14 protein-coding genes are annotated in these 16,128 nt (G+C 65.1%); 11 read left to right on the top strand and 3 right to left on the bottom strand.

Going from position 1 to position 16,128, the window contains the following annotated elements; genetic code table 11:
• Window positions 1-105 precede the first annotated feature (105 nt).
• Window positions 106-1,041, bottom strand: coding sequence for a peptidylprolyl isomerase (locus MTX23_RS34130; protein WP_280974457.1), 936 nt, complete (start codon window positions 1,039-1,041; stop codon window positions 106-108).
• Between the two features lie 343 nt (window positions 1,042-1,384).
• On the opposite strand from MTX23_RS34130, the gene secA reads away from it, so the two are divergent.
• Window positions 1,385-4,252 (top strand): preprotein translocase subunit SecA, encoded by a 2,868-nt coding sequence (secA, locus tag MTX23_RS34125; RefSeq protein WP_280974455.1) that lies wholly within the window; start codon window positions 1,385-1,387, stop codon window positions 4,250-4,252.
• A gap of 282 nt (window positions 4,253-4,534) precedes the next feature.
• Here the strand turns inward: secA and MTX23_RS34120 are convergent, their stop codons facing one another.
• The gene (locus tag MTX23_RS34120; RefSeq protein ID WP_280974454.1) at window positions 4,535-4,972 is read right to left on the bottom strand and encodes a VOC family protein; all 438 of its coding nucleotides are present in this window, start codon (window positions 4,970-4,972) and stop codon (window positions 4,535-4,537) included.
• A 262-nt stretch (window positions 4,973-5,234) separates the two neighbouring features.
• Here MTX23_RS34120 and MTX23_RS34115 point away from each other — a divergent pair, with 262 nt between their 5' ends.
• Together MTX23_RS34115 and MTX23_RS34110 are read left to right on the top strand one after the other, a co-directional pair.
• Window positions 5,235-5,513 (top strand): metal/formaldehyde-sensitive transcriptional repressor, encoded by a 279-nt coding sequence (locus tag MTX23_RS34115; protein WP_280974453.1) that lies wholly within the window; start codon window positions 5,235-5,237, stop codon window positions 5,511-5,513.
• Between the two features lie 4 nt (window positions 5,514-5,517).
• Window positions 5,518-6,582 carry a nickel/cobalt efflux transporter gene (locus MTX23_RS34110; protein ID WP_280974452.1) on the top strand — a complete coding sequence of 355 codons (1,065 nt, stop codon included), beginning with the start codon at window positions 5,518-5,520 and terminating at the stop codon, window positions 6,580-6,582.
• A gap of 38 nt (window positions 6,583-6,620) precedes the next feature.
• Here the strand turns inward: MTX23_RS34110 and MTX23_RS34105 are convergent, their stop codons facing one another.
• Window positions 6,621-7,064 carry a MarR family transcriptional regulator gene (locus MTX23_RS34105; protein WP_280974451.1) on the bottom strand — a complete coding sequence of 148 codons (444 nt, stop codon included), beginning with the start codon at window positions 7,062-7,064 and terminating at the stop codon, window positions 6,621-6,623.
• A 182-nt stretch (window positions 7,065-7,246) separates the two neighbouring features.
• Between MTX23_RS34105 and MTX23_RS34100 the strand changes: the two genes are divergently transcribed.
• From MTX23_RS34100 to MTX23_RS34065, 8 genes are all read left to right on the top strand, one after another.
• Window positions 7,247-8,431, top strand: a complete 1,185-nt coding sequence (locus tag MTX23_RS34100) for a substrate-binding domain-containing protein (RefSeq protein WP_280974450.1) — start codon at window positions 7,247-7,249, stop codon at window positions 8,429-8,431.
• Between the two features lie 85 nt (window positions 8,432-8,516).
• Window positions 8,517-9,698, top strand: coding sequence for a substrate-binding domain-containing protein (locus MTX23_RS34095; protein WP_280974449.1), 1,182 nt, complete (start codon window positions 8,517-8,519; stop codon window positions 9,696-9,698).
• 257 nt (window positions 9,699-9,955) lie between these two features.
• Complete coding sequence (locus tag MTX23_RS34090; RefSeq protein WP_280974448.1) at window positions 9,956-11,470, top strand: amidase; 1,515 nt, start codon at window positions 9,956-9,958, stop codon at window positions 11,468-11,470.
• A gap of 42 nt (window positions 11,471-11,512) precedes the next feature.
• A complete protein-coding gene (locus MTX23_RS34085; RefSeq protein ID WP_280974447.1) occupies window positions 11,513-12,370 on the top strand; it encodes a branched-chain amino acid ABC transporter permease in 858 nt (285 codons plus the stop codon).
• 4 nt (window positions 12,371-12,374) lie between these two features.
• Window positions 12,375-13,595 (top strand): substrate-binding protein, encoded by a 1,221-nt coding sequence (locus MTX23_RS34080; RefSeq protein ID WP_280974446.1) that lies wholly within the window; start codon window positions 12,375-12,377, stop codon window positions 13,593-13,595.
• Window positions 13,596-13,602: 7 nt separating this feature from the next.
• Window positions 13,603-14,697, top strand: a complete 1,095-nt coding sequence (locus MTX23_RS34075) for a branched-chain amino acid ABC transporter permease (RefSeq protein ID WP_280974445.1) — start codon at window positions 13,603-13,605, stop codon at window positions 14,695-14,697.
• Window positions 14,684-15,418 (top strand): ABC transporter ATP-binding protein, encoded by a 735-nt coding sequence (locus tag MTX23_RS34070; protein WP_280974444.1) that lies wholly within the window; start codon window positions 14,684-14,686, stop codon window positions 15,416-15,418. The genes MTX23_RS34075 and MTX23_RS34070 overlap by 14 nt, the downstream gene beginning before the upstream one ends.
• Window positions 15,411-16,112 (top strand): ABC transporter ATP-binding protein, encoded by a 702-nt coding sequence (locus MTX23_RS34065; RefSeq protein WP_280974443.1) that lies wholly within the window; start codon window positions 15,411-15,413, stop codon window positions 16,110-16,112. Before MTX23_RS34070 ends, MTX23_RS34065 begins: the two co-directional genes overlap by 8 nt.
• Window positions 16,113-16,128: the final 16 nt, after the last annotated feature.

Genomic DNA, 16,128 nt, shown 5'->3' with positions numbered 1-16,128 from the left:
GTCCCGGATTACGCTGCGCTCCATCCGGCTACGAGGCGGCCCAAAAAGCAAATGGCCGGGACAAGCCCGGCCATCGCAATTGCAACGCGGTGAGCGTCCCGAAGCTTACTTCTTCGCCGGCGGCGCCATCTTGTTGTCGGCGGGCTTCGGCGCATCCTTGGCGGCGTCCGCCGGCTTCGCAGCGTCGTCGGGCTTGGCGGTTTCCGTGCGCTCGACCTTGGCGGTCTCACGCAGCTTGGCGACATAGTCGGCCTGGGCCTTGCGGGTCACGTAGGTCTCGATCTGGCCCTTCACCTGGTTGAAGTCGGGCGCCTTGCGGTTCCGCTTCTCCTCGACCTTGATGATGTGCCAGCCGAACTGCGACTTCACCGGATCGGAGATCTTGCCCGGCTCGAGCGAGAAGGCGACCGCGGAGAATTCCGGCACCATCTGCTCCTTGGTGAAGAAGCCGAGGTCGCCGCCGTCGGAGGCGCCGGGGTCCTTGGACTTCTTCTTGGCGAGTTCGGCGAAGTCCGCGCCCTTGTCGAGCTCGGCCTTGATCGCCTTGGCCTCATCCTCGGTCTCGACCAGGATGTGGCGAGCGTGCACCTCCTGCTCGCCGGAGATCTGCTTGGCGGCCTCGTCATAGACCTTCTTCATGGCCTCGTCGGTGGTCGCGGCCTTGCCCTCGGTGGCGAGCAGGCTGTCCATCAGCAGGCGGTTGCGGGCGAAGGCGAGGCGCTTCTTGAACTCGTCGCTGTTCTCGACCTTCTTGTCCTCGGCGGCCTTGGCCACGATCTTCATGTCGATCAGGAAGGACAGCACGTTGTCCTTGCGGGTCGCGGGGTCCATCTGCTGCAGGCTCGGGCCCAGTTCCTCCTCGGCGAGCGCCACGTCGCTGGCGCGAATCTCGGAACCGTTCACCTTCGCGAGCACCGGGTCGGAGTCGGCGGCCCGGGCCGGAAGGCCGGCGGCCAGGAGTGCGACAAGACAGCCCGTCGCGGCCAGGGTGGCCAGGCCGAGGCGCAGGCCAGTTTTCGTTTCCGGGAGCGAGGTGGTCATACAATATCCTTGTCTCAAAGGTGGGAAGCTTGAGCGGGGCGGACACTCGCCCAATCGTGCGTCGTTGGCAACGCGAAAGTCGGGCAAAATGATGAATTCCTTGACATCTTGCCAGCGTTGACAACCCACCGACCGGGCCATATCTCTGACCCATCGTGTCAACGGCGATAGCGCTTATTTTGCTGCGTTTTTGGCCGTTGAACCTTGGATGGCCTGTTTCCCACTCAATTGGCGGATCAGTCCCCGGTTCGGGGCTCGACCCGCAGCGCGTCACGGTGAGTTGACAGGCGATTCGGTGGACCATTTCTGGCTATAACGCAAGACCGAAGAACAGGAATTACGCATGATCGGCGCGCTCGCCCGCAAGTTTTTCGGCTCCGCCAACGACCGTCGGGTCAAGGGATATCAAGCCCGCGTCAACGCCATCAACGCTTTGGAGCCCGAGCTCGTCAAACTGTCCGACGAGCAGCTGAAGGCCCGCACCACCGAATTCAAGCAGCAGCTTGCCAACGGCAAGACGCTGGACGACATCCTGGTTCCGGTGTTCGCGACCGTGCGCGAGGCGGCCAAGCGGACGCTCGGCCAGCGCCATTTCGACGTCCAGCTGATCGGCGGCATGGTGCTGCACGAGGGCGACATCGCCGAGATGAAGACCGGTGAAGGCAAGACGCTGGTCGCAACCCTTGCGGTCTACCTCAACGCGCTCGCCGGCAAGGGCGTCCACGTCGTCACCGTCAACGACTACCTCGCCCGCCGCGACTCCGGCTGGATGGGCCAGATCTATTCGTTCCTCGGGCTGACCACTGGTGTGATCGTGCACGGCCTCGACGATGCCGAGCGCAAGGCGGCCTACGGCTGCGACATCACCTACGGCACCAATAACGAATACGGCTTCGACTATCTGCGCGACAACATGAAGTACCGCCTGGACGACATGGTCCAGCGCGGGCACTATTACGCGATCGTCGACGAAGTGGACTCGATCCTGATCGACGAGGCGCGCACGCCGCTGATCATCTCCGGCCCGCTCGACGACCGCTCCGAGTTCTACAACACCATCGATTCCTTCTTCCCCAAGCTCGACAAGTCCGACTACGAGGTTGACGAGAAGCAGCGCACCGTGACGCTGACCGAAGGCGGCATGGAGAAGATCGAGACCCTGCTGCGCGACGCCGGCCAGCTCAAGGGCGATTCGCTCTATGACGTCGAGAACGTCTCCGTCGTGCACCACATCAACCAGGCGCTGCGTGCGCATACGCTGTTCACGCGCGACAAGGACTACATCGTCCGCGACGGCGAGGTCGTGATCATCGACGAGTTCACCGGCCGCATGATGCCGGGCCGCCGCTACTCCGAAGGCCTGCACCAGGCGCTGGAGGCGAAGGAGCACCAGCCGGTGCAGCCGGAGAACCAGACGCTCGCCTCGATCACTTTCCAGAACTATTTCCGGATGTACGAGAAGCTGTCGGGCATGACCGGCACGGCCGCGACCGAGGCCGACGAATTGTTCGACATCTACAAGCTCGAGGTGGTGGAGATCCCGACCAACCTGCCGGTCGCGCGCCTCGACGAGGACGACGAGGTCTACCGCACGCAGGGGGAAAAATATGCCGCGATCCTCGCCGAGATCGAACGCGCCAACAAGCGGATGCAGCCGGTGCTGGTCGGCACGGCGTCGATCGAGAAGTCGGAAGTGCTCGCCGAGTACCTGAAGAAGCACGGCTACAAGCAGATCGACTTCACCTCCCAATCCGGCATGGAGAAGCTCTATGTCGCCGCGCGCGCCGGCAAGCCGGCCAAGCTGTTCGCGGTGCTGAACGCGCGCTTCCACGAGCAGGAAGCCTATATCGTGGCGGAAGCCGGCGTGCCGGGCGCGATCACGATCGCGACCAACATGGCCGGCCGCGGCACCGACATCAAGCTCGGCGGCTCGCTCGAGATGCGGATCCAGCAGGAGACCGCCGGGATCACCGACGAGGCCGAGAAGGCCACCAGGATCGAGCAGATCAAGGCCGACATCGAGCGCTTCCGCGAGATCGTGCTGAAGGCGGAGGAAGACGTCGAGGTCGAGGCCGCCAAGGGTTCCAAGCCGGCCAAGACCGTGAAGAAGCCGGGCGGCCTCTATATCATCGGCTCCGAACGTCACGAATCTCGCCGCATCGACAACCAGCTGCGCGGCCGCTCCGGCCGTCAAGGCGATCCCGGCCGCTCGAAATTCTTCCTGTCGCTGGAAGACGATCTGATGCGCATCTTCGGCTCCGACCGGCTTGACAGCATGCTGCAGCGGCTCGGCCTGCAGGAAGGCGAGGCCATCATCCATCCCTGGATCAACAAGGCACTCGAGAAGGCGCAGCAGAAGGTCGAGGCGCGCAACTTCGACATCCGCAAGAACCTGCTCAAGTTCGACAACGTCCAGAATGACCAGCGCAAGGTGATCTTCGATCAGCGCGTCGAACTGATGAGGGAGGACAGCGTCGCCGAGACGGTGGCCGACATGCGCCATGCCTTCGTCGAGGACGTCGTCGCCAAGCACATCCCCGAGCATGCCTATGCCGAGCAGTGGGACACCGCTGGGCTGAAGGACGAGCTCAAGCGCGTGCTCGATGTCGACCTGCCGGTCGACGAATGGGCCAAGGAAGAGGGCATCGCCGACGAGGAGCTGCTCACGCGCATCGAGAAGCATGTCGACGAGCACATGGCGGCCAAGGTCGCGCAGTGGGGCCCCGACGTGATGCGTTACGTCGAGAAGACCATCCTGTTGCAGACGCTGGACCATCTCTGGCGCGAGCATCTGATCATGCTCGATCATTTGCGTCAGGTGATCGGCCTGCGCGGCTACGGCCAGCGCGACCCGTTGCAGGAATACAAGACCGAGGCGTTCAACCTCTTCCAGGAGATGAGTGCGCATTTGCGCGAGGCGGTCACCGCGCAGTTGATGCGGGTCGAGATCGTGCCGCCGGAAGAGCCGCCGCAGCCGCTGCCGGCCATGGAAGTGCACAAGCTCGATCCGAACACCGGCGAGGACGAGATGGCGTTTGCGCAGGCCAATTTCGCCCAAGCCAATTTCGCCCAGGCCTCGCTGGTGCCGAAGACCCCGGCCGCCGACCGCGATCCGAACAACCCGGCAAGCTGGGGCAAGGTCGGCCGCAACGAGGATTGCCCCTGCGGCAGCGGCAAGAAGTTCAAGCACTGCCACGGGCGGTACGCGTAAAGCTCGATAATCCCTGATCGAGATCGGTCGCGAGTCGATGTCGCCTCTCCCGCTTGCGGGAAAGGCGGTCGCATATCCTGATTATGTTCGGCGTTCGGTGTCGGCGGTTTGGTTAGTCCACCCACAAACTCGTCATGCCCGGGCTTGTCCTGGGCATCCACGTCTTTGGTTCCAACGTGAAGAAAGACGTGGATGGCCGGGACATAGGCGAGCGGAAGCGCCGTCCTTCAGACGGCTGTGCCCGGCCATGACGACGCGGAAACGTCAGCGCAGATTTCCTGATCAGCCCGCGAACGCCCTGTCGAGATCGGCGATGATGATCTTCTTCATCTTCATCATGGCCTGCATCGCGCGATCGGCCGCCTTGCGGTCGGGGTCGCCGAGGTAGCGGCCGAGCGCGGTGGGCACGACCTGCCAGGACAGGCCGAATCTGTCCTTCAGCCATCCGCAGTTGGATTGCTGGCCGCCATCGGCGGTGAGTCTGGTCCAGAAATAGTCCACCTGCTCCTGCGTCTCGACGCTGATGAAGAACGACACCGCCTCGTTGAACTTGAATTTCGGGCCGCCGTTCAGCGCGTGGAAGCGCTGCCCCTCGAGCTCGAAGCTCGCCATGAAGTCGTTGACGGTCTCGATCCTGGCGTTGGGAAACACCGATTTGTAGAAGGCCACGACCTCGCGGACGTTGCTGTCGAGCCAGAGGAACGGCGTGATCGAAGTCATGAATGATGGTCCTCGTTAACTGGATCAGGTGGGCCGGAACCTTCGCGCGGGAGGCGGGAAGGCGGCGCCTGCGGACGGGGCCCAAGGCGGGCAGGTGGCTCCGTTCGTGCGCGCTTGTCCGAGGACGAACCGGCCGGCGCGCTCCCGACAGGAAGCCGGGCCTTTTTGATGGTGCGGACCGTCGTGTTGATGGCGCCGCCCCGGGGGATGCAAGTGGATTGTCGCTTGACCCATATAGGGTACCCCCCTATATTAGGCTATCATGACGCACACCATCAAGCACAAGTCGAAGCTGATCGGCCGGATCAGGCGTATCAAGGGGCAGATCGAGGCGGTCGAGCGCGCGCTCGAATCCGAGCTCGGCTGCGCCGACGTGCTGATGCTCGTCGCCTCGGTCCGCGGCGCGGTGAACGGCCTGACGGCCGAGCTGCTCGAGGAGCACATTCGTCATCACGTCGTCGATCCCGCGCACGAGCAGGATCCTGCGAAGGCGCAAGGCGCGGCTGACCTGATCGACGTCGTCCGCACCTATCTGAAGTGACGCGATGACCGGCCTTTCCGAACTCCTGCAGCAGGGCTCCGCCCATGCCTGGCTGTTCGTGCCGAGCGCGATTCTGCTCGGCGCGTTGCACGGCATGGAGCCGGGCCATTCCAAGACGATGATGGCGGCGTTCATCATCGCGATACGCGGCACCGTGCTGCAGGCCGCCCTGCTCGGCCTGTCGGCCGCGATCTCGCACACAGCGATCGTATGGGCGGTGGCGCTCGGCGGCCTGTATTTCGGGCGGCAATGGAACGGCGAGCAGAGCGAGGCCTATTTCCAGGTCGCGTCAGCGGTCGTGATCATCGGCATCGCCGCCTGGATAGCCTGGCGAACCTGGCGCGAGCAGAACGGCGAAGACGACCACCATCACCACCATGATGAAACGCAGCGCATCGAGCTCGGCGATGCCGTGCTGACGCTTGCGATCTTCGAGGACGGCGTCCCGCCGCGCTGGCGCATCGAAGCCGAGCGGGGCGCACTGCCATCGCCCGAAGAAGTCATGGTGCAGACGGAACGGCCCGACAGGACCAAGCAGTCGTTCGCGTTCGCCGCCAAGCAGGGCTTCCTCGAAAGCATCGACGAGATTCCCGAACCGCACGCGTTCCAGATGCGATTGTCGCTGCGCGGACGCACCGATGCATTCGAGGCGACCTATGAAGAGCATAACCATTCGCACATGAACCTGGGCGACGAGGACGACGCGCACGCCCGCGAGCATGCGGCCGACATCCGCAAGCGCTTTGCCGGGCGAACCGTGACGACGTGGCAGATCGTGCTGTTCGGCCTGACCGGCGGCCTGATCCCGTGCCCGGCGGCGATCACGGTGCTGTTGCTCTGCATCCAGCTCAAGCAGCTCAGCCTCGGCTTCACGCTGGTGCTGTGCTTCGGGATCGGGCTTGCGATCACGATGGTCTCGGCCGGCGTGCTTGCCGCGTTGAGCATGCGGCACATCGAGCGGCGCTGGACCGGCTTCAGCCGGTTCGCGCGCCACGCGCCTTACGCATCGGCGGTGCTGATCGTGTTCGTCGGATTCTACACCGGATGGTTGGGCTGGAGCGCGATCTAGCGCGTCGCGCGCTCAGCCGACGCAACTAGCGGGCGGCGTCAGTTGGCGCTGCCGATCAGGTTTTCCAGCAGGCGCTTGAGCTCGTTGGTCGACTTGCCGCCGTAGCTCTCGACGATGTGCTCCTCCTGGCTCATGGCCAGCGAGTTCAGCCGGCGGCTCAGCGCTTTGCCGCGGTCGGAGACGAACATCAGCACCTTGCGGCGATCCTTGGGATCCTGGACACGGTAGACCAGGGCATCCGACACCATGCGGTCGATCATCTTGGTCAGGGTCGGATGGTTGAGCAGCACCGCCTCGGCGAGCTCGCCCATCGAATGCCCGTTGCCGTCGGACAGAACCTTCAGGATCCGCCACTGCTCGACCGGCACGCCTTCCTTGCTCAGGCGCGTCTCCAACTGCCGGTTGATCTCCCTGTTCGCTTGCGCGAGCAGGTAGGCGAGATGTTCGGTGATCGGGGAATTTTCTTTCGGCGGTTTGGCCACGGCTACGATCTGGGATCCTGACCCGGTTGAATGAATGTCCGGCAACGCATGCCATTTCTATATGCACTTCAATTGTTGAATATTCAATATTTTCACCTAGGATATTCCCCCAACCAAAGGGGCGGTAGCCGCGGACCGCCCCGCTGGCTGCGTTGCGTCGTGCTTCCCAGACAGGAGTTGGCGTGGTTTCGACGGTTGCTTTCCAGGCATATGGCGGTCTGCCCGTCGCGCCGCCGCTGCTGTTCAGGGATCCGTCGTCATGCGCGGCCGAGCTCGACCTGTCGACCACCAGGCAAGGCTCATCCCGACGCCGCAGCGCGCACAGCAAGCTCAAGGTCGGCAATTTCATCACTTTCTCCGGCTCGCCCGGAATCTGGGGCCCGAGCTCCACCAACAGCGTCCTGCTCGCGGTCGCCGAGATCAACAAGCGCGGCGGCATTCTCGGCCGCGAGATCGAACTGTCGATGTACGATGCCGGCGGCTCGATCGAGGAGGTGGCGCGCCGCGCCAACGCTGCGATCCTCTTCGACGAGGTCGACCTGATCATGGGGTCGCATATCAGCGCGGTCCGCGTCGCCTTGCGCAAGGTCACCCGCAACCGCGTCCCCTATGTCTATACGCCGGTCTATGAAGGCGGCGAACGGACGCCGGGCGTGATGGCGATCGGCGAGACCCCGCGCTGGCAGATGCGGCCGGCGATTCACTGGCTCGCGGATGTCAAGAAGGCGTCGCGCTGGTACCTGATCGGCAGCGACTATGTCTGGCCCTGGCAGTCGCATCGCGCGGTGAAGGCCTATATCGCCGAGTCCGGCGGCCAGGTCGTCGGCGAGGAATTCGTCCCGCTCGGCGAGGACCATCATGAGCCGCATCTGGCGCGCATCCGCGCGGCGCAGCCGGACGTCGTGCTGATCTCGCTGATCGGAACCGACAGCATCACCTTCAACCGTGCCTTCGCCGAAGCCGGGCTCGCTGCCACCACGCTCAGATTCGCCGGGGCGATGGACGAGACCGTGCTGCTCGGCATCGGCGCCGACAACACCGAGAACCTGTTTTGTGCCTCCGGCTATTTCGCCTGCGTCGGCTCGCGCGCCAATGACGACTTCATGGATCGTTATCGCGGGATGTTCGGCCCGCACGCGCCGCCGATCGGCTCGGTCGGGCAGTCCAATTACGAGGGCCTGCGCTTCCTGGAGGCGGCGGCTGAACGCGCCGGAACTCTGGCGATGCGGCCGTTGTCCGCGGCCGCGCGCAACGTGGTCTATCGCGGTGCACGCGGGCCGGTCACCATCCGCAATGGCCGCGCCGAAATGCCGATGTATCTCGCCGAGGCCGACGGTCTCGATTTCAGGCTGGTCAAGGCGATCTGAAAGACTGCATCATGGCCCGCAAGAGGGCGAGTGCCGCGGTCGCCGGCGGAACGTCCCGGGCCCCTGACGCCAGACAGGAGTGGGAGTGCACGCGACGGTCAATTTCCAGGCGCGCAGCGGCCTTGCCGCTCCGCCGTCCCTGCTGCTGCGGAACCTGTCGGCGCCGGCCGATCGGGCGATGTCGCCGGGCGATCGCGCCGTGTTCCGGCAGCGCGGGGCCGACAGGCGGCTTCGCGTCGGCGGCTTCATCTGCTGCACCGGCTCGCCCGGGGTCTGGGGGCCGTCCGCGATCTGCAGCGCGCAGCTTGCCGTCGCCGAGATCAACAAGCGCGGCGGCATCCTCGGCCGCGAGGTCGAGCTCTCGATCTATGACGCCGGCGGAACGCTGGACGAGGTGATCGACCGCGCCGAGCAGGCGATCGCCTTCGACGGCATCGACCTCATGATGGGGCTGCACACCAGCGCGGTGCGGGTCGCGCTGCGCAAGGTGACGCGCAACCGCGTGCCCTATGTCTACACGCCGCTCTATGAAGGCGGCGAGCGGACGACGGGCGTGATGGCGATCGGCGAGACGCCGCGCTGGCAGATGCGGCCGGCGATCCACTGGCTCGCCGAGGCCAAGAAGGCGTCGCGCTGGTATCTGATCGGCAGCGATTATGTCTGGCCGTGGCAGTCGCATCGCGCGGTGAAGGCCTATATCGCCGAATCCGGCGGCCATGTGGTCGGCGAGGAGTTTGTTCCGGTCGGTGAGGACAACCATGCGCCGCATCTGGCGCGAATCCGCGCGGCACGGCCCGACGTCGTGCTGATCTCGCTGATCGGAACCGACAGCATCACCTTCAACCGCGCCTTCGGCGAATGCGGCCTCGGCGCCACCACGCTGCGCCTGGCCGGTGCAATGGACGAGACCGTGCTGCTCGGCATCGGCGCCGACAATTCCGAGGGCCTGTTCTGCGCCTCCGGCTATTTTCCGTCGGTCGGCTCGCGCGCCAACGACGACTTCATGGATCGCTACCGCGCGATGTTCGGTCCCTACGCGCCGCCGATCGGCTCGGTCGGCCAGTCCAATTATGAAGGGCTGCGCTTCCTCGAGGCCGTGGCCAACCACGCCGGCTCGCTGTCCATGGCGCCGTTCTTCGCGGCCTCGCGCAACATTGTCTATGGCGGCGCGCGCGGGCCGGTTATCATCCGTGATGGCCGTGCCGAAATGCCGATGTATCTTGCCGAGGCCGACGGTCTCGACTTCAAGGTGATCCGGACGGTCTGAATTTCTTACCTCTCCCGCTTGCGGGGGAGGTCGTATTGCAGCGCAGTTGCAATACGGGTGGGGGCCTCTCCACGGAATAACTCGCGGCGACACCCCACCCCAACCCTCCCCCGCAAGCGGGAGAGGGAGCTACGAAATAATACTTGAAAAGGAAAATATTTCCGTTTTGAATAGTGCGGCGGGGTGGACGGTTCGCGCGCAACCAGCGCGCCACACGCCTCGCGCCCAGGGGAATCAAGAAGCCTAAGGAGAGCGCCGTGACCGTCGTCCTTCCCACGCCAATGCAACTTCGCGCCGTCGCCGAGCAATGCGGCCTGTCACTGACCGATGAGGACGTGGCCTCGTTCCGCGGCCTGATGCAGGGCTCGATCGATGCCTACAATCTCGTCGCCGCGATGCCGGACGAACTGCCGGAGGTGAAATACCCGCGCACGCCGGGCTATCGCCCGTCGCCCGAGGAAAACCCGCGCAACGCCTGGTACCGCAAGGCGACGGTGAAGGGCGCGTCCTCCGGCAAGCTCAAGGGCAAGACGGTGGCGCTGAAGGACAACATCATGCTGGCCGGCGTGCCCATGACGAACGGCTCGTCGACCCTGGAAGGCTACATCCCCGATTTCGACGCCACCATCGTCACCCGCATGCTCGATGCCGGCGCGGAGATCGCCGGCAAGACTCACTGTGAACACTTCTGCCTGTCCGGCGGCAGCCACACCGGCTCCTACGGGCCGGTGCACAATCCGCACAAGATGGGCTATTCGGCCGGCGGCTCGTCGTCAGGCTCGGGCGTCGTTGTCGCGCTCGGCGAGGTCGACATGGCGATCGGCGGCGACCAGGGCGGCTCGATCCGCATGCCGTCCTCGTTCTGCGGCACCTACGGCATGAAGCCGACCTGGGGGCTCGTGCCCTACACCGGCATCATGCCGATCGAGATCTTCGTCGACCACACCGGCCCGATGACCGCGACGGTGGAAGACAACGCGCTGCTGCTCGAAGTCATCGCCGGCGACGACGGTTACGATCCGCGCATCAAGGCGCCGAAGGTCGAGCAGTACACCAAGGCGCTGGGCGCCGGCGTCAAGGGCATGAAGATCGGCATCCTCAAGGAAGGCTTTGAGCAGCCGAATGCGGAGGCCGCGGTGAGTGAAAGCGTCCAGGAGGCAGCCAAGCGCTTCAAGGATCTCGGCGCCTCGGTCGACACCGTGTCTATCCCGATGCACATGATGGGTCCCGCGATCTGGACGCCGATCGGCACCGAAGGCCTGACCCAGACCATGATGTTCGGCGACGGCTACGGCCTCAGCCGCCCCGACCTCTATTCGACCTCGCTGATGGATTTCCATCGGGGCTGGCGCCGCCAGGCCGACTCGCTGTCGGAGACCGCCAAACTGTTCATGATGCTCGGCACCTACATCAACAACAATTTCGGCCCGCGGTTCTACGGCAAGGCCCTCAACATCTCGCGGCGGCTGACCGCGGCCTACGACAAGGCATTCAAGGATTACGACCTGCTGCTGCTGCCGACCACGCCGATGAAGGCGACGCCGCTGCCGGCACCCAATGCCAGCCGCGAGGAGTATGTCGCCCGCGCGCTCGAGATGATCTCCAACACCGCGCCGTTCGACATCACCCATCACCCCGCGATGTCGCTGCCCTGCGGCATGGTCGACGGGCTGCCGGTCGGGCTGATGCTGGTCGGCCGCATGTTCGAGGAGCAGACCATCTACCGCGCCGCGCATGCCTTCGAGCAGAGCGACGACTGGAAGACGATGTGAGGCGCCGCTTGTCGCAGTCAAAGGCCGGATGGATCGGACACCATGGCTAGCAGCTTTGCCGCGGCGTTCGAGATCGTGAGCTTCGGCGCGATCATCGTGCTGGTCGTGCTGGGGCTCGGCATCATCGCCAGCATGATGGGCATCTTCAACTTCGCGCAGGGCGAGTTCGTCCTGCTCGGAGCCTATGTCACCTATCTGGCATCCGCTCACGGCGCGCCGGTGTGGGCCGGCATGGTCGCCGCGCCCTTCGTCGTTGGCGCGCTCGGCTTCGTGCTGGAGGCGCTGATCATCAGGCGCTTCTACGCCGCGCCGATCGTGGCGATGCTCGGCACCTATGCGCTCGGCCTGATCATCCGCGAGGCCGTGCGCGGGCTGATCGGCGGCTTCTACCTCACGGTGCCGGAGCCGATCGGCGGCTCGATCGACCTCGGCTCGGTGCACATCTCGACCTGGCGCTTCACCATCATCGTGGTCACCCTCGTGGTGATGGGCGCCTGCTATCTCTTGCTGGCGCGCACCTCGTTCGGGTTACGAGTGCGCGCCACGCTGGAGAACCCGGCGCTGGCACGGGCATCCGGGATCTCCACGCCGCTGATCTACGGCGCCACCTTCGCATTCGGCGCGGCGCTGGCGGGGCTCGCCGGCGCGCTGATCGTGCCGGTGTTCAGCCTGTTCGCCGATCTCGGCATCCGCTTCCTGATCCAGGGCTTCGTCGCCGTCATGGTCGGCGGGGTCGGCTCCTTCATCGGACCGGTCGCCGGCGCCGGCGTCATCGGCACGCTCAGCGCCGCGCTGCCATGGATCATGTCGCCCGTGGTCGCCGACGTGCTCGTCTTCGTGCTCGCAATTGCCTTCATCAAGTTCAGGCCGCAGGGCCTCATCTCGGGAAAAGGGGTCTAGTCAGATGTCCATGGATCGCAGCCATCTCACCCGCCGCCGTTTCATGAGCAATTTCGCCTTCGCCACCGGCGCCATCGCGACCGGCGTCGGAAGCTGGGTGGTCAGGCCGGACTGGGCCAACGCCGCAGAGGGCCCGATCAAGGTCGGCATCGCGACCGACCTCACCGGCCCGATCGCCTATGCCGGCAACGCCGATGCCAACGTCGCCAAGATGGTGATCAAGGAGATCAACGCGGCCGGCGGCCTGCTCGGCCGGCCGCTCGAGCTCTATATCGAGGATACCGCGTCGAACGAGTCGGTCGCGGTCGGCAACGTCCGCAAGCTGATCCAGCGCGACAAGGTCGACATGGTGCTGGGCGGCATCACCTCGTCGATGCGCAACGCGATCAAGGATCCGATCGTGGCGCGCGGCAAGACGCTCTACATCTATCCGCAGCTCTACGAGGGCAAAGAGTGCACGCCCTATCTGTTCTGCACCGGGCCGACGCCGGCGCAGCAATGCGACGAGTTCATTCCCTGGCTGATCAAGAACGGCGGCAAGAAGTTCGCGCTGCCGAGCGCCAATTATGTCTGGCCGCACACGCTCAACATCTATGCCCGCAAGGTGATCGAGGCCAACGGCGGCGAGGTGGTGTTCGAGGAGTACTACCCGCTCGACCAGGTCGACTTCTCCGCGACAGTCAACCGCATCGTCTCCAACAAGGTCGACGTCGTCTTCAACACCGTGATCCCGCCGGGCGTCGGTCCGTTCTTCAAGCAACTCTATGAAGCGGGCTTCCTCAAGAGCGGCGGCCGGCTCGCCTGCGTCTACTATGACGAGAACACGCTCAACATAAACCAGGCCAACGAGATCGAGGGGCTGGCGAGCTGTCTCGATTATTTCAAGGTGCTGACCAAGGACGATCCGGTCAGCGCGAGGATCCAGGCGGCCTATGAGAAGGACTTTCCGGGCAACTTCCTGTTCGCCGCCGGCAGCGCCGCGACCGGAACCTATCGCGGCCTCAAACTCTGGGAGGCGGCGGTCAAGGAGGCGGGCAAGGTCGATCGCGAATCCGTTGCGGCGGCGCTCGATCACGCCAAGATCGCCGAGGGGCCCGGAGGACCCGCCGAGATGGTGCCAGGCAAGCGCCACTGCAAGATGAAGATGTATACTGCCGTCGCCAAGAACGGGACCTATGAGGTCGTGGCGCACAGCAACGGCCTCGTCGACCCCAAGGAATGCTGAGCGGCAGATGGCAGCAGCAAAGCAAGCCGTCGCCCGCCTCAGCGAGGGACCGGATGTCGTGACGGGCGAGAGTGCACCGGCCGCAGGCGCGCCGGCGGGACGTGGCGCGGCAGGACGGCAGGTGCTGCCGATCTTGGAAGGGCTGGTGCTGCTGATCGCACTGCTCCTGCCGCTGGTCCTGCAGGATTACCTGACGGTGTTCGCCACCCGCGTGATCATCCTCGCGCTGTTCGCGCTGTCGTTCGATCTGGTGTGGGGTTACGCCGGCATCATGAGCTTTGGCCAGGCGCTGTTCTTCGGCGCGGCCGGCTACGGCGTGGCGCTGATGGCGCGCGATCTCAACATCACCTCGATCTTCCTGATCCTGCCGGCCGGGACGCTGATCGGGCTCACCGCGGCGCTGCTGCTCGGCGGTTTCCTGCTGCTCGGGCGATATCCGGCGAGCGTGATCTTCGTCTCGCTCGGCACGCTCACCGGCTCCTACGCGGCCGACCGGCTGGCGCGCGGCTGGTACTATCTCGGCGGCCAGAACGGCATCCCGTCGATCCCGTCGCTGTCGCTCGGCTCGACCGACATCTCGGAAGGCCCGGTCTATTACTATCTGGCGCTCGGCATCCTCGCCGTCGTCTATCTCCTGTGCCGCTTCCTGGTTCGTTCGCAATTCGGGCTGGCGCTCGCGGGCTTGCGAGAGAACGAGCAGCGCATCGCCTTCTTCGGCTACAAGGCGCAGCATCTGAAGGCGATCGTGTTCGCGATCGGCGGCGCCATCGCAGGGCTCGCCGGCAGCCTCTATGCCTTCCACGAGGGCTTCGTCTGGCCCAACATCCTGGGCGTCGTGTTCTCGACCCAGGTCGTACTCTACGTCCTGTTCGGCGGCTCCGGCACGCTCATCGGTGCCGTCATCGGCACCGTGATCATCGAGGGCGTCAGCTTCTGGCTGTCGGACAATTACCGCGATATCTGGCCGATCATCCTCGGCGTGCTGCTGCTGCTCGTGATCATGTTCCGCCCGCTCGGGCTGATCTCCTTCGTGCTCGGCGAGCGCGAGCGGGTCGGCCGTTTCGGGAAGGCGCCGAAGGAGACGCGCAATGCCGCTCCTTGAGGCGTCAGGCATCAGCAAGGTGTTCGGCAAGCTCACCGCGCTCGACGATGCCGGCCTGACCGTGAGCGAGAACGAGTTTCACGGCCTGATCGGCCCGAACGGCTCGGGCAAGAGCACGCTGATGAAATGCGTCGCCGGCGCTGAGGTGCCGACCGCGGGCAAGGTCAGCTTCATCAATGCCGACATCACGGCGTTCACCCCGACCGAGCGTGCCCGTGCCGGGATGAGCCTCAAGTTCCAGATCACGTCCGTGCTGCCGACTCTGACGCTCTACGACAACATCCTGCTGGCGCTGCAGGCGCAGTCGTCGCTGGTCGATCTGGTGTTCTCGCGGACGCGCCGGCGGCTGCACGACCAGGTGATGACGTTGCTGCAGCAGTTTCGTCTCGCCGATCGCGCCTATCACGCCGCCGCGACCCTGTCGCACGGCCAGCAGCAATGGCTCGAGATCGCGATGGCACTCGCCGGCCGGCCGCGGCTGTTGCTGCTGGACGAGCCGACCGGCGGCATGAGCCTCGAGGAGCGCCGCGTCACCGGTGAGCTGTTGCAGCCGATCAAGCAGCATTGCTCGCTCGTCATCGTCGAACACGATCTGGATTTCATCCGCGACATCTGTGACCGCCTGACCGTGCTCGACCAGGGCAAGGTGCTGGCGACGGGAACGGTCGCGGAGATCCAGAGCAACAAGAGCGTCCAGGAGATCTATCTGCGCCGTGCCTGACCAGTCATTCCTCGATATCAGGCATCTCGACGCCGGCTATGGCCGGAGCCAGGTGCTGTTCGACGTCAATATCGACATCCCCTGGCGCGGTGGCGTCGCCGTGCTCGGCCGCAACGGCGCCGGCAAGACCACGCTGATGAAGACCATCGTCGGCGAGCTTTCGAGCTCGAAGGGCGAATTGTTCTTCGACGGCCGCGACATCACCCGCCGCCGCACCGAGGAGCGTGTGCGCTCGGGCATCGGCTATGTGCCGCAGGAGCATTCGGTGTTCGCGCGGCTGTCGGTGCGCGACAACCTCGCGGTCGGCTCGCTGTTCAACCCGGATGCGCGCGCGGTCGACCGCGTGCTGGCGATTTTCCCGAAGCTCGGTCAGCGCCTCGACCAGCCGGCCGGCACGCTGTCCGGCGGCGAGCGCAAGATGCTGGCGATCGGCCGCGCCATGCTCGGCAATCCCAAGCTGTTGTTGCTGGACGAGCCGACCGAAGGCGTCTGGATCGGCGTGATCGAGGAGATCACCGATCGGCTGATCGAGCTCGCCAGGGAAATCTCCGTCGTCATCGTCGAGCAGCACCTCGATCTCGCGCTGCGCGTCGCCGACTACGCCTATGTGCTGGACCGCGGTCGCGTTGCGCTGCAGGGCGCAGCGAGCGAGGTGCGCAGCAATCCCGAGCTGCTGCGCTATCTCGCGCCGTAGCGCGGCGTCGCCGCAA

Origin of the sequence: Bradyrhizobium sp. ISRA436, assembly GCF_029910015.1 — a bacterium.
Classification (GTDB): Bacteria; Pseudomonadota; Alphaproteobacteria; order Rhizobiales; family Xanthobacteraceae; genus Bradyrhizobium.
Note: the sequence above shows the minus strand (reverse complement) of the source record. Positions and strands in the feature narration are given on the sequence as shown.

What these genes read in the sequence shown, in the direction of transcription:
- MTX23_RS34120 (WP_280974454.1), bottom strand. Translation starts at nt 4,972, where the DNA reads ATGACTTCGATCACGCCGTTCCTCTGGCTCGACAGCAACGTCCGCGAG.
- MTX23_RS34085 (WP_280974447.1), top strand. Translation starts at nt 11,513, where the DNA reads ATGGCTAGCAGCTTTGCCGCGGCGTTCGAGATCGTGAGCTTCGGCGCG.
- secA (WP_280974455.1), top strand. Translation starts at nt 1,385, where the DNA reads ATGATCGGCGCGCTCGCCCGCAAGTTTTTCGGCTCCGCCAACGACCGT.
- MTX23_RS34080 (WP_280974446.1), top strand. Translation starts at nt 12,375, where the DNA reads ATGTCCATGGATCGCAGCCATCTCACCCGCCGCCGTTTCATGAGCAAT.
- MTX23_RS34115 (WP_280974453.1), top strand. Translation starts at nt 5,235, where the DNA reads ATGACGCACACCATCAAGCACAAGTCGAAGCTGATCGGCCGGATCAGG.
- MTX23_RS34110 (WP_280974452.1), top strand. Translation starts at nt 5,518, where the DNA reads ATGACCGGCCTTTCCGAACTCCTGCAGCAGGGCTCCGCCCATGCCTGG.
- MTX23_RS34130 (WP_280974457.1), bottom strand. Translation starts at nt 1,041, where the DNA reads ATGACCACCTCGCTCCCGGAAACGAAAACTGGCCTGCGCCTCGGCCTG.
- MTX23_RS34075 (WP_280974445.1), top strand. Translation starts at nt 13,603, where the DNA reads ATGGCAGCAGCAAAGCAAGCCGTCGCCCGCCTCAGCGAGGGACCGGAT.
- MTX23_RS34070 (WP_280974444.1), top strand. Translation starts at nt 14,684, where the DNA reads ATGCCGCTCCTTGAGGCGTCAGGCATCAGCAAGGTGTTCGGCAAGCTC.